The organism is Cupriavidus sp. H19C3 (assembly GCF_049393815.1).
In the GTDB taxonomy this organism is placed as follows: Bacteria; Pseudomonadota; Gammaproteobacteria; order Burkholderiales; family Burkholderiaceae; genus Cupriavidus.
In genome coordinates, this window is sequence record NZ_CP184986.1 from 1719062 (window position 1) to 1730762 (window position 11701).

Genomic DNA, 11701 nt, shown 5'->3' on the forward strand with positions numbered 1-11701 from the left:
CGGGCCCAAGTTCGACCGACCGACCGACGGATCGACGGATCGATCGCTCCACCGCTGGTCCGCCCGGCCGCCCGCCGCTCAGCGCGGGGCGCCCTGCACCGCCCCCTGGCTGGCGCGGCGCGGCTGCGTCAGCTCGGCCACATCGAGGCGGCGGAATACCAGTGCCGACAGCATCGTGATGCACCCCACGCTGACAAAGGCCAGGCGGTAAGCTGGCGCTGCCACGCCCAGCTTGGCCGAGAACAGGCTGACCAGTCCGCCGCCGATCGTCACGCCAAGACCGATCGCCAGCATCTGCACCATCGAGAACAGGCTGTTGCCGCTGCCCGCGTCTTCGCGCGACAGGTTCTTCAGCGTGACGCTGTTCATCGCCGCGAACTGCATCGAGTTGGAGGCACCGAACGTGGCCAGTTGCAGGATCGAGATCGCCAGCGGCCAGCCCGGCGCCATGGCCGCGAACGAGGCGATGGACGCCCCGACGATCAGCGTGTTGACCATCAGGAAATTATCGTAGCCGTAGCGATTCACCAATGGCACGATCCAGCGCTTGGCGATGGCCCCGGCAATCGCCACCGGCAGCAGCATCAGGCCCGAATGGAATGGCGAGTAGCCGAGCTGAAGCTGCATCAGCAGCGGCAGCAGGAACGGCACCGCGCCCGAGCCGATGCGCGCCACCAGGTTGCCGATCAGGCCGACACTGAAATTGGGCTCGCGGAACAGCGCCAGGCTAAACAGCGGCGTGCGGTGCCGGCGCGCATGCGGAATGTAGAGCAGCGCGGCCATCACGCTGATCGCCGCCAGCAACAGGCCGAGTGTGGCGCCGCCGCTGCCGTGCGAGGCATCGAGTGCAAGCGAGAACGCCACCATGCACAGCGACAGCAGGCCGCAACCGACCCAGTCGAACGGCGGCGCCACCCCCGACTCCCCTGCTGGCAGATAGCGGCGCACGGCCGCCAGGCCAATCAGCCCGACCGGCACGTTGATGAGGAAAATCCAGTGCCACGAGGCGCTCTGCACCAGCCAGCCACCGAGCACCGGACCGAAGATCGGACCGACCTGGCCGGCCACCGAAACGAATGCCAGCGCGGCGATGTACTGCTCGCTCGGCACGTTGCGCAATACCGCGAGGCGTCCGATCGGCAGCAGCATGGAACCGCCGATGCCTTGCAGCACGCGGGCGATGGTCAGTTGCGTCAGCGTATGCGCGGTGGCGCAGAACACCGAGCCCAGCACGAAGATCAGGATCGCGGCGAAGTACACGCGGCGCGTGCCGAAGCGGTCCGCCAGCCAGCCCGAGGCCGGCGTCAGCATGGCCATGGTCAGCGTATAGGCGACGATGACGGGTTGCAGCGCGAGCGGTTTCTCGTTAAGGCTGCGCGCAATGGAAGGTAACGCGGTGTTGACGATGGTCGTGTCGAGGGTCTGCATGAAGAAACCCGCGAAGACGATCCAGAGCATGGCTTTCTGCGCATGCGCCTGGGAACCCGCAGAGGCGGAAGACGCGGCAGACGGAGAGGATGGGGCAGGGGCGGTCATCGATATGTTGGCGTTGCCGACGGCCTTTTGTCGTCGTGCGCCGATCGCGCGTTCAGGGGCCTTTGTCAGCAGATGCTGAAATGTTATCGATACCCGCAGCCATCGGGAACCCCTTTGGAGTTGTTGACTGCGATCGAAAATGCCGATGACAATGCCGCATGCTCAATCCCGTCTGGATCCAGACCTTCTCCACGGTCGCCACTGCGCGCAGCTTTACCGATGCCGGCCGCCAGCTGGGCCTGTCCCAGTCGTCGGTCAGCGACCATATCCGGCGGCTCGAACAGAGCGTCGGCCGACGCCTGTTCGTACGCGACACCCATTCGCTGTCGTTGACGCCCGATGGCGAGGCCCTGCTGGTGCATGCCCGGCTGATCCTCGAGTCGCTGGCACGCGCGGAACGCCAGTTCAGCGCCCCGCGCCTGCAGGGCCGTGTACGGCTGGGCACCTCGGACGACCTGGCGCAGGGGCCGCTGCCCAACGTGCTTGCGGCCTTTCGCGATACCCACCCCGACGTCGAACTGGAAATCACCATCGGCATGACCGGCCGGCTGTACGAGCTGGTCGACGATGGCGCGCTCGACCTGATGGTAGGCAAGCGGCGCGAAGGCGACCGGCGCGGCGTGCCGCTGTTCCGCGGTCAGCTCGAATGGCAGGCGCGCCCGGGGACGGTCATCGACATCCGCCAGCCGCTACCGCTGATCCTGGTGACGGAACCGAGCGTCACCCGCTCCGTGGTGCTCGATACCCTGGCCAAGGGCGGCTGGCGCTGGCGCGTGGTCTGCACCAGCAGCAGTCACTCGGGCTGCATCGCCGCCGCGCGCGGGGGGCTCGGCATTACCGTGCGCGCGCAGAACCTGTCGGGGCGCGGGCTGGTAACGCCAGTCAATAACGACGAATTGCCGGCGCTGCCCGAAGTCGAATTCATCTCGCTGTCGGCGCGCGGCCTGTCGAAGCCAGCGGAAACGCTGTTACAGCTGCTGCACAAGAGCGATCTGCGCCCATCGCGCGCCGATCTGCCCTGAATTCGTCAGCCGCAAGCCCTATGCGGCGGCCACGTCACGACGCACTCACGGCAGGGCCCGCAGCGCGTCGTACGCCGTGAGAAGGTGATATGGCGTGGTCGACGGCATTTCGGCGCGGCTCACGCTGCCGTCCGGGGCCAGCACCTCGTGCCAGCCCAGCGGGTGCAGGAAACGGACGCGAAACGCGCCGATCCAGCGCGCCAGATCGCGCAACGCGCTCTCATCTCCGCCGATCGTGCCGCGAATGCCCAAGGCACGCGCAAACTCGGTCTGGGCCCAGATGCGCTGGGCACCGTCCAGCAGATCGCCATCTGCGCGTAACGCGGCGGGCACCCCCATCGTGTCTTCGTCGCTGACGCCGAAGCGGCGCGCAAACGCATAGGCGCGCTCCAGCGCGGCCGGCAAGGGCGTGCCATCGAACAGCGCCGGCGACGTCTTCACCAGCGCATACCACTCGAACTGGTGCCCGGGTTCGATGCGGTTGCCAGCGGCGCCCTGCGGCAACTCCGCGATGCAGCCCGTGGCCGGGTCGACGAAGGTGTCATGCACGGCGCTCGCGAGCGCCCGTAGCCGGGTGGCAAACCCGCTGTCGCCAGTCGCCGCGAGCGCGGCCAGGTAGGCCTCGGTCAGATGCATGATCGGGTTCTGCAGCACGCCCGCGCCGCTGTCGCCGAAGTCCTCCGCCAGCGCGGCATGGTAGAGCCCATTGCCGTTGGCAAAACGCTGCTCGACCACGTCCACGGTGTGACGCAGCACCGTGAGCGCCTGCGGGTCCCCCGCCGCGCGAAAATAATGCGCGGCCGCGAAGATCACGAAGGCATGGGTATAGAGATCGCGGGTGACGTCGAGCGCGGCGCCGGCGGCGTCGACGCTGTAGATCCAGGCGCCGGCGCCATCGCCGAAGTAGCGCTGCAGCGACCCGAACAGCGTGCGCGCATGGTCGAGATTGCCGGCGCGCGCAAACACGAACAGCTGGCGTGCGCACGCCATGGCGCGGAAGCGTTGGTCGGGACGCGGCTGTCCGCTGGCGCCGTCGAGCGCCTCGTGCGCCAGCTGCCGCCCGGCATGCCAGCCCGGCCCGGTCCACGCCGGCAGCACGACGGTGTCGTAATGCGCGAACAGCGGGGCCAGCATCGGTGCGAGCGTCGATGCTGACCTCGATCCGTGCGAGGCAGCGGTCGAGGCGGTGGCGGTCGAGGCGGTGGCGGGAGGCGAAACAGGGCTGACGGGCATGGTGATCGGGTCCGGGTGGCGGGCGCCAAGCGGGCAAAGATACTGGAAATGCGCGGGCGACGAAAGCTGACATCCGCCGGCGGAAGCCGCCCGACGCTGCCCAAAGCTGCCCAAAGCTGCCCGGCGCGACCGCGTCTGGCGATGGCGCCCGGTCATGGCGCCCGGTCATGGCGTCCGGTCATGGCGGCGCGGCGGCGCGCGGCATCACCGTGCCACCGGGTCATTGGACCGCCATTCGGTCGGCCGCGCAATCCATCGTCTCGCAATGTGCGGCGCCGATGCTATGGTTAAAAGTCCAGCGGCCATCGGTCCGGCCGCACGGGAGCGCACCATGTCCACGCAACCTCTCACGCTCAGCGACAGCCGTCGCACGCTCGTCATGCACGTTCTGGAAGACCCGCCCGGGCGCTATAGCTGGCGCATCGTGGTGGAAGAACACTGCGGCGGCGCCGACTGCGACAGCACGATCGAATCGGCGCTCGACTATGCGTCTCAGGCGGAAGCCGAGGCGGCGTGCTGGGCCTGCGGCAACGGCATGCTCGATGCGCCGCGCAAGACCGGCGGAATGCCCGCCAAGCCGCTTCCACATTGAGATTCAAACGGGCGCAGGGTTTTGTCAGCGCGCCCGGATTGGCCTAGTCTGCTAGGGTGGCCACCCGCTGCGGGGCATGCCTTGCCCCGCGGAGGCACCTTTGCGCCGCGCTAACCCGTCATGCCACCGAGACGCCATCCCCGCCGATGCACCCAGGTGCCGGCGAGGCCAGGCGCACAAACCCAGGGAGAAGAGCGATGGACAAGCCCACCGTCAGTCCACGCCGCTTTGTCGAACTGATGAACGAGCGGCTGGTCATGCACCCGTTGTATCGCGAGGGCATGCACGTCTATGCGATTCCCGCCCATGCCGAGCATCCGCGCAGCCTGGTTTGCGTAGGGCCGCGCGGCACCGAGGGCATCTGCGCCACCATTGAAAACATCGTGCGCGGCGAGTGTGATGTGTTTCCCGAGATCGAGCAGGAATGGCACCGCCATTACCCCGCCAGCGTCCGGCCGGAAGCGCGCGCCGACGCGCGGCATGGGCTGCGCCCCGACCTGGCCGCCGCCCCGGGTTCCGAGCTCCGCCCCGCCCCTCACCCCGACCCTCACCCCGACCCTCACCCCGACCCTCACCCCGACCCTCACCCCGCCCCTCATCTCGCCCCGCCGCGCGGCCTTCGCGCCGACGGTCGTCCCGAAACGCGCACGCAAAGCCGGGCGCGCTGAGCCCCGCGGCCGCGGCCGCGTGCCGCGGCACCGTGCGATTTCGCCGGTTTCCCCCACTTTGAGGCAAAAATTGCATGGCTGCGCCATGCGCACGCCATCGTTACAATGGCACCCTCGCGCGCTACGTGGTTTCAGGGAAAGAGGGGTGAAGCAGCCGATGACGGAAAAATACGAACAAGACAGCGCGGTGGCCAGCCTGCCGGAATCGGATGCCGAGCGCCGCGCCACCGCCGTGGCCGCCACGATTGCGCGCGCGGCGGTCGATCAGGCCGACTATGCCATGCGCAACTGGACCGACCCCACCCCTGGTCCCATCCGTATTGGCTCTGCCGAACACCTGCGCATGTTCTGCAACATGCTGCTGCAGACCCACAACCCCTACAAGCCGGCCGTGATCGACTGGCCGAAACTCGCGCCGGACGCCCTCAGGCGCGTCACCACGCTGCCCATCTGGGATATCGCCGTCCAGACCGAAGGCCGCGCCTCGGTACGCGTGCATGCGTTTGCGAGCGGCGTGCGCGATCCGCTGCTGCGCAGCGCGCTGGAGATGGACGGCGACGAGGAGGCGCGCCACAAGGTGGTGCTGTCCAAGCTGGTCGAGGCCTATGGCATTGCGCTCGAGCCGGAACCCGAATACCCGGTACCGGCCGATCCCGAATGGGGCTGGCTGGCCACCGGCTATAGCGAATGCATCGACAGCTTTGCCGCGTTCGGCCTGTTTGCGGCGGCCAGGCAATCGGGCTTCTTCCCCGAGGAACTGGTGGAGACCTTCGAGCCCGTGATCCAGGAGGAAGGGCGCCATATCCTGTTCTTCGTCAACTGGGCCGCCTGGTACCGGCGCAGCCTGCCGTGGTGGCGCCGGCCGTTCTACACGCTCAAGGTATGGCGCGTGTGGATCCACCTGATCCGCGAGCGCATCGGCATCGCCAAGGGCATCGACACCGGCGACAGCGTGCAGGACGCCAATTTCCCGATGAATACCTCGGGCGCACTGACCGAGTCGATGACGCCGGGTGCACTGATCGACCTCTGTCTGGTGGAGAACGAACGTCGCATGGCGGGGTATGATGCGCGCCTGCTGCGCCCGAACTTCGTGCCGAAACTGGCCCGACTGGCGCGCCGCTTCGTCAAGTAGCGGCCATCCCCTCAAGACCACACAAGAAGACCCATGGCATTTGCGTTTGGACTGTCCCTGCTGACACTGGTGATCTGGTGCGTGCTGGTATTCGCCCGCGCGGGATTCTGGCGGGTCGCCAAACCCGCCCCCTCCCCTCGCCCCGCCTCGTGGCCCGCCGTGGTCGCGGTGATTCCCGCGCGTAACGAGGCCGATGTGATCGCACGCGCCGTGGGCGGCGTGCTGGGCCAGCGTTATGGCGGGCGGCTGCACCTCGTCGTGGTGGACGATCACAGTACCGACGGCACCGCCGATATCGCGCGCGCGGCCGCCGTGACGCTGGGCCGCGCCGAAGCGCTTACCGTGATCGGCGCGCGCGACCTGCCCGCCGGCTGGAGCGGCAAGGTCTGGGCGCAGTCCGAGGGCCTGGCCGCGGCCGACGCCGCCATGCCGGACGCGAGTTTCGTGTTCCTGACCGACGCCGACATCTGGCACGGCCCCAATGTGCTGAGCGAACTCGTCGCGCGCGCCATCGACGAACAGCGCGACCTGGTCTCGCTGATGGTGCGCCTGCGCTGCGAATCGGCGTGGGAACGCATGATCGTGCCGGCTTTTGTCTTCTACTTCGCCAAACTCTATCCGTTCCGCAAGGTCGCGGACCCGCGTAGCCGCGTGGCCGCCGCGGCCGGCGGCTGCATGCTCGCACGGCGCGCGGCACTGGCGCGGATCGGCGGCTTCGCGGCCATTCGCGGCGAGCTCATCGACGATTGCAGCCTGGCCGCGCAGATCAAGCAAGGCGGCTCGATCCGCCTCGACCTCGCCGACGACAGCCTGTCGCTGCGCCCGTACGACGACTGGTCCAGCCTCTGGAACATGATTGCGCGCAGCGCGTACACGCAGCTGCACTACTCTCCGCTCATGCTGGCGGGCGCCACGCTCGGCATGATCGTGACGTACCTGGCGCCGCCCGTGCTGGCACTGGCAGGCGGCCCGGCGCTGTGGCCGGCATGGCTGGCGTGGATCCTGATGGCGGCCAGCTACCGGCCGATGCTGCGCGAATACCGCCAGCCGGCCTGGCTGGCGCCACTGCTGCCGCTGACGGCGCTGTTCTACCTCGGCGCCACGCTCGATTCCGCGCGCCGCTACTGGCTCAAGCGCGGCGGGCAATGGAAGGGGCGCTCGCAGGCGCCCGTGAGGTCCTGAACGGATGGCGCGCCCCCAGCCATCCCCTGCCAGCCGGTCAGCGCTTGCCCAGGTAGCCCGCCTCGCGGAACCAGGCGAGCGCGTCGCGCAGGCCTTCCTGATACGGCCGCGGCGCGTAGCCGAGCTCGCGGCGGGCCTTGTCGGACGTAAAGAACATGCGGTAACGCGACATCTTGAGCGCGTCCACGGTCACGAACGGTTCCTTGCCGGTAAAGCGGGCAACGGTTTCGGCAACCCTGGCCACGGGGTACAGCGGCCAGCGCGGCAGCTCCACGGTCGGGGCGCGGCGGCCGACCATGTCGCAGATATCGCGCAGCATCTGCCGCAGCGGCACATCCTCGCCGCCAAGGATGTAGCGCTCGCCGATGCGGCCGCGCTCCAGGGCCAGGAAATGGCCGGTGGCGACGTCGTCCACGTGGACGAGGTTGAGACCCGTATCGACAAACGCCGGAATCTTGCCGGTGGCGGCTTCGACGATCACGCGGCCGGTCGGCGTCGGCTTGACGTCGCGCGGCCCGATCGGGGTGGACGGATTGACGATCACCGCGGGCAGGCCCGCGCCGATCATGCGCTCGACCTCGCGCTCGGCCACCACCTTGCTGCGCTTGTAGGCGCCGATGGACTCGGCCGCGCTCATCGGCGCGTTCTCGTCCACCGGGGCGGTGGCCCCTGCCACGCGCAGGGTCGCGACGCTGCTGGTGTAGACAATGCGCTCGACGCCTGCCGCCCTGGCCGCCTCCATGACGGTCAGCGTGCCGTTGCGGTTGTTGCGGACGATTTCCTCGGGATCGGGCGCCCACAGGCGGTAGTCGGCCGCCACGTGGAACAGGTAGCGCACGCCGTCCATGGCGCGCGCCATCGAGGCGGCGTCGTGCATGTCGCCCTCGACCAGCTCGACCGGCAGTCCGGCCACGTTGGTGCGGGGGCTCGAGGCGCGCACCAGCACGCGTACGCGGAAACCCCGCTCGAGTGCCTGCCGCATCACCGAGGAGCCGAGAAAACCGGATGCCCCGGTTACCAGTATGGAATCGCTAATTTTCAGTTCCCCTGTCATCAAAATGCCTTGGCTGGCCGTTGTTTGCGCCAGTCCCGGGCGGGAAATGTACTGCAAATGGCGACTGTAGGGCGACAGAAGGCGTGTTGGCCTATGCCAACGTCGCAGACAAGAAAATCGGCAGCGGTATATAGTAACCACCGTGAGCCGGAAAAGTGATGCCGGAATACCAAATAAATGATGAAAATTCGTATGAGGGTCGGGGGGCCGTCTCTATGCAGGTGATTCTTGCCCAGCCTCGGGGCTTCTGTGCTGGCGTCGTGCGCGCGATCGAAATCGTCGACCGCGCGCTCGTCAAGCACGGCGCCCCCGTTTACGTGCGCCACGAGATCGTCCACAACAAGCATGTGGTGGAAGGGCTCAAGAAGAAAGGCGCAAAATTCGTCGAGGAGCTGGATGAGGTGCCTGGCGGTGCCGTGACCATTTTCAGCGCCCACGGCGTGTCGCGCGCGATCGTCGCCGAGGCGCGCGAGCGCGAGCTGCACGCGATCGATGCCACCTGCCCGCTCGTGATCAAGGTGCATACCCAGGGCCGGCAATATGCCGCCGCCGGCCGCACCGTGATCCTGATCGGCCATGCCGGCCACCCCGAGGTGGAAGGCACCATGGGCCAGATCCCGGGCAAGGTCATTCTCGTGCAGAGCGAGGCCGAGGTCGGGCAACTGGACATCCCGGCCGACGCGCCGGTGGCCTACGTCACGCAGACCACATTGTCGGTCGACGACACCCGTAATATCATCGCCGCGCTGCACCGCCGCTTCACCGACCTGGTGGGCCCGGCTACGCGCGATATCTGCTATGCCACGCAGAACCGCCAGAGCGCGGTACGCGAAATGTCCACGCTGGTGGACGTGATCCTGGTGATTGGCGCCACCAACAGTTCCAATTCCAACCGTCTGCGTGAGATCGGCGCCGAAAGCGGCGTGCCGAGCTATCTGATCGCGGACGGCAGCGAACTCGATCCCGCCTGGGTGCGCGACGCCCGGGTGGTCGGGATTACCGCCGGGGCGTCCGCGCCCGAGGAAATGGTGGAAGACGTCATTGCGGCCCTGCGCCGCCTCGGCCCGGTCGAGGTATCGACCATGGAAGGGATCGAGGAACATGCCGAATTCCGCCTGCCGGCCGAACTGGCCGATCCGCAACTGGCCGCGAGGACGGCCAGGACGATCAAAGACAACAGTGAAGCGCAGCTCGCCGACCAGGCGTCGGCAAGCTGACGCAAGCCTGATATAGACAAGAAGGAAGCACCTTGGCCATTCCGTTTCTGCAGGTCGCCCGCGTGGGCGCCTACATCGCACGCAAGCATCTGTCCGGCCAGAAGCGTTACCCGCTCGCCCTGATGCTTGAACCGCTGTTCCGTTGCAACCTCGCCTGTTCCGGTTGCGGCAAGATCGACTATCCCGATCCCATCCTGAACCAGCGCCTGTCCGTCAAGGAATGCCTCGATGCGGTGGACGAATGCGGTGCGCCGGTGGTGTCCATCGCCGGTGGCGAGCCGCTGCTGCACAAGGACATGCCGGAGATAGTGCGTGGCATCATCGCCCGCAAGCGCTTCGTCTATCTCTGCACCAACGCGCTGCTGATGGAAAAGAAGATGGACGACTACCAGCCGAGCCCGTACTTCGTCTGGTCGGTCCACCTGGACGGCGACCGCGAGATGCACGACCACTCGGTGAACCAGGAAGGCGTGTACGACCGTTGCGTATCCGCCATCGCCGAGGCCAAGAAGCGTGGCTTCCGCGTCAACATCAACTGCACGCTGTTCAACGATGCCCAGCCGGAGCGCGTGGCGCGCTTCTTCGACACCGTCAAGGAGATGGGCGTCGACGGCATTACCGTCTCGCCGGGCTACGCCTATGAGCGCGCCCCCGACCAGCAGCACTTCCTGAACCGTGGCAAGACCCGCCAGCTGTTCCGCGACATCCTGTCACGCGGCAACGCCGGCAAGAACTGGGCCTTCAGCCAGTCGACCATGTTCCTGGACTTCCTGGCCGGCAACCAGACCTACCACTGCACGCCGTGGGGCAACCCGGCGCGTACCGTGTTCGGCTGGCAGCGTCCGTGCTACCTGGTAGGCGAAGGGTATGTGAAGACCTTCAAGGAACTGATGGAAGACACCGACTGGGACGCCTACGGTACCGGCAACTACGAGAAGTGCGCCGACTGCATGGTCCACAGCGGCTACGAAGCGACGGCCGTGGCCGACACCTTCGCCCATCCGCTCAAGGCCCTCGGCGTGAGCCTGCGCGGCGTGAAGACCAGCGGCCCGATGGCCCCGGACATTCCCCTCGACAAGCAACGCCCGGCCGACTACGTGTTCTCGCGCCACGTCGAGATCAAGCTGGCCGAGATCGGCGGCCTGCAAAAGAACGGCCGCGGCAAGACCGACAAGGCCACCGAGGAAACGGCCACGGTGCACTGAGCCTCGGCTTGATCCATCCGGCTTGATCCATCCGAAACGGCTGCGCGTTGCGCAGCCGTTTTGTTATTTTGTTATGGAGATCGTCGAGCCTGCCGGATGGAATGTCGCCAGACAGGCGGGATCAGGCCGCGCCGCGTGCGTTATGGTTGGTGAGGTATTTGATCAGGCCGTCGATGCCGTCACGCGACACGATATCGGCAAACTGCTTGCGGTAGACCTCGATCAGCCATGCGCCCATCATGTTGATGTCATAGATCTTCCAGCCGTCGCCAGTCCTGGTGAGGCGGTAGTCGATCAGCATCTCGTCGCCATTGTTGAGCACGCGCGTGGCTACCACCGAGTCGTTGGCATTGCTGCCGGCCTGTGGGGACTGGTAGCGGAACTTGGGATTCTGGTCGCGCAACTGCGACAGCGACACCGCGTAGCTGCGCACCAGCAGCTGGGTGAACTGGTCCTGCAGCGCCTTCTGCTGCGCGGGCGTGGCTTGCTTCCACGCGGCGCCGACGGCCAGCCGCGTGGTGCGGCCGAAGTCGGTGTACGGCAGGAACTGGCGGCGTACCACCGCGGTGATCTTGGTGAGATCGCCGCTACGGGTTTCGGGATCGGCCTGGATCTGCGCGATCACGCCCTCGACGGCGGAGCGCACCAGGCGGTCGGGCGCCGCCTTGGTATCGACGGCCTGCGCATGGGCGGCGGAAACCACCACCACGGCGGCAACGGGAATAAGAGCGACGGGATGGAAACCGGAGAGCTTCATGGGCAACTAACAGAGATCGGGCAATAACGGACCGGCGGGCCGGATGACGGTCCAGTATATAGCGGATCGGGCAGACGCTTGACGCGGTGGTCTCGACATC

10 protein-coding genes and 1 pseudogene are annotated in these 11701 nt (G+C 67.2%); 7 read left to right on the forward strand and 4 right to left on the reverse strand.

The annotated features are described in order from the left end of the window. Window positions 1-78 precede the first annotated feature (78 nt). Window positions 79-1536, reverse strand: a complete 1458-nt coding sequence (gene mdtD, locus DFLDMN_RS27250; protein WP_423198859.1) for a multidrug transporter subunit MdtD — start codon at window positions 1534-1536, stop codon at window positions 79-81. 158 nt (window positions 1537-1694) lie between these two features. Between mdtD and DFLDMN_RS27255 the strand changes: the two genes are divergently transcribed. Beyond that, complete coding sequence (locus DFLDMN_RS27255; protein ID WP_423198860.1) at window positions 1695-2558, forward strand: LysR family transcriptional regulator; 864 nt, start codon at window positions 1695-1697, stop codon at window positions 2556-2558. A gap of 45 nt (window positions 2559-2603) precedes the next feature. On the opposite strand, the gene DFLDMN_RS27260 is transcribed toward DFLDMN_RS27255, so the two are convergent. Then, on the reverse strand, window positions 2604-3791 hold the full coding sequence (locus tag DFLDMN_RS27260) for an AGE family epimerase/isomerase (RefSeq protein WP_423198861.1): 1188 nt from the start codon (window positions 3789-3791) through the stop codon (window positions 2604-2606). A 331-nt stretch (window positions 3792-4122) separates the two neighbouring features. Here DFLDMN_RS27260 and DFLDMN_RS27265 point away from each other — a divergent pair, with 331 nt between their 5' ends. The 4 genes and pseudogenes from DFLDMN_RS27265 to DFLDMN_RS27280 all read left to right on the forward strand — a co-directional run bounded on the left by DFLDMN_RS27265 (window position 4123) and on the right by DFLDMN_RS27280 (window position 7368). Then, window positions 4123-4383: a hypothetical protein gene (locus tag DFLDMN_RS27265; protein WP_423198862.1), complete on the forward strand. Its 261-nt coding sequence runs from the start codon at window positions 4123-4125 to the stop codon at window positions 4381-4383. Between the two features lie 197 nt (window positions 4384-4580). After that, window positions 4581-4817: pseudogene (locus DFLDMN_RS27270) on the forward strand (hypothetical protein); the annotation flags it as partial. A gap of 391 nt (window positions 4818-5208) precedes the next feature. Then, window positions 5209-6186 (forward strand): ferritin-like domain-containing protein, encoded by a 978-nt coding sequence (locus DFLDMN_RS27275; protein WP_423198863.1) that lies wholly within the window; start codon window positions 5209-5211, stop codon window positions 6184-6186. 33 nt (window positions 6187-6219) lie between these two features. Beyond that, window positions 6220-7368, forward strand: coding sequence for a glycosyltransferase (locus tag DFLDMN_RS27280; protein ID WP_423198864.1), 1149 nt, complete (start codon window positions 6220-6222; stop codon window positions 7366-7368). A 37-nt stretch (window positions 7369-7405) separates the two neighbouring features. On the opposite strand, the gene hpnA is transcribed toward DFLDMN_RS27280, so the two are convergent. Further along, window positions 7406-8422 carry a hopanoid-associated sugar epimerase gene (gene hpnA, locus DFLDMN_RS27285; RefSeq protein ID WP_423198865.1) on the reverse strand — a complete coding sequence of 339 codons (1017 nt, stop codon included), beginning with the start codon at window positions 8420-8422 and terminating at the stop codon, window positions 7406-7408. Window positions 8423-8637: 215 nt separating this feature from the next. Between hpnA and ispH the strand changes: the two genes are divergently transcribed. Together ispH and hpnH are read left to right on the forward strand one after the other, a co-directional pair. Then, entirely contained in the window at window positions 8638-9639 is a 1002-nt protein-coding gene (gene ispH / locus DFLDMN_RS27290; RefSeq protein WP_423198866.1) for a 4-hydroxy-3-methylbut-2-enyl diphosphate reductase, read from the forward strand. 32 nt (window positions 9640-9671) lie between these two features. After that, window positions 9672-10844, forward strand: coding sequence for an adenosyl-hopene transferase HpnH (gene hpnH, locus DFLDMN_RS27295; RefSeq protein ID WP_423198867.1), 1173 nt, complete (start codon window positions 9672-9674; stop codon window positions 10842-10844). Window positions 10845-10965: 121 nt separating this feature from the next. Here hpnH and DFLDMN_RS27300 read toward each other — a convergent pair whose 3' ends face one another. Further along, entirely contained in the window at window positions 10966-11601 is a 636-nt protein-coding gene (locus tag DFLDMN_RS27300) for an MlaC/ttg2D family ABC transporter substrate-binding protein (protein ID WP_423198868.1), read from the reverse strand. Window positions 11602-11701: the final 100 nt, after the last annotated feature.

Bases quoted from the DNA above. Each gene is read 5' to 3' on its own strand.
- mdtD (WP_423198859.1), bottom strand. From the start codon at position 1,536: ATGACCGCCCCTGCCCCATCCTCTCCGTCTGCCGCGTCTTCCGCCTCT.
- DFLDMN_RS27255 (WP_423198860.1), top strand. From the start codon at position 1,695: ATGCTCAATCCCGTCTGGATCCAGACCTTCTCCACGGTCGCCACTGCG.
- DFLDMN_RS27265 (WP_423198862.1), top strand. From the start codon at position 4,123: ATGTCCACGCAACCTCTCACGCTCAGCGACAGCCGTCGCACGCTCGTC.
- hpnA (WP_423198865.1), bottom strand. From the start codon at position 8,422: ATGACAGGGGAACTGAAAATTAGCGATTCCATACTGGTAACCGGGGCA.
- ispH (WP_423198866.1), top strand. From the start codon at position 8,638: ATGCAGGTGATTCTTGCCCAGCCTCGGGGCTTCTGTGCTGGCGTCGTG.
- DFLDMN_RS27275 (WP_423198863.1), top strand. From the start codon at position 5,209: ATGACGGAAAAATACGAACAAGACAGCGCGGTGGCCAGCCTGCCGGAA.
- DFLDMN_RS27300 (WP_423198868.1), bottom strand. From the start codon at position 11,601: ATGAAGCTCTCCGGTTTCCATCCCGTCGCTCTTATTCCCGTTGCCGCC.
- DFLDMN_RS27280 (WP_423198864.1), top strand. From the start codon at position 6,220: ATGGCATTTGCGTTTGGACTGTCCCTGCTGACACTGGTGATCTGGTGC.
- DFLDMN_RS27260 (WP_423198861.1), bottom strand. From the start codon at position 3,791: ATGCCCGTCAGCCCTGTTTCGCCTCCCGCCACCGCCTCGACCGCCACC.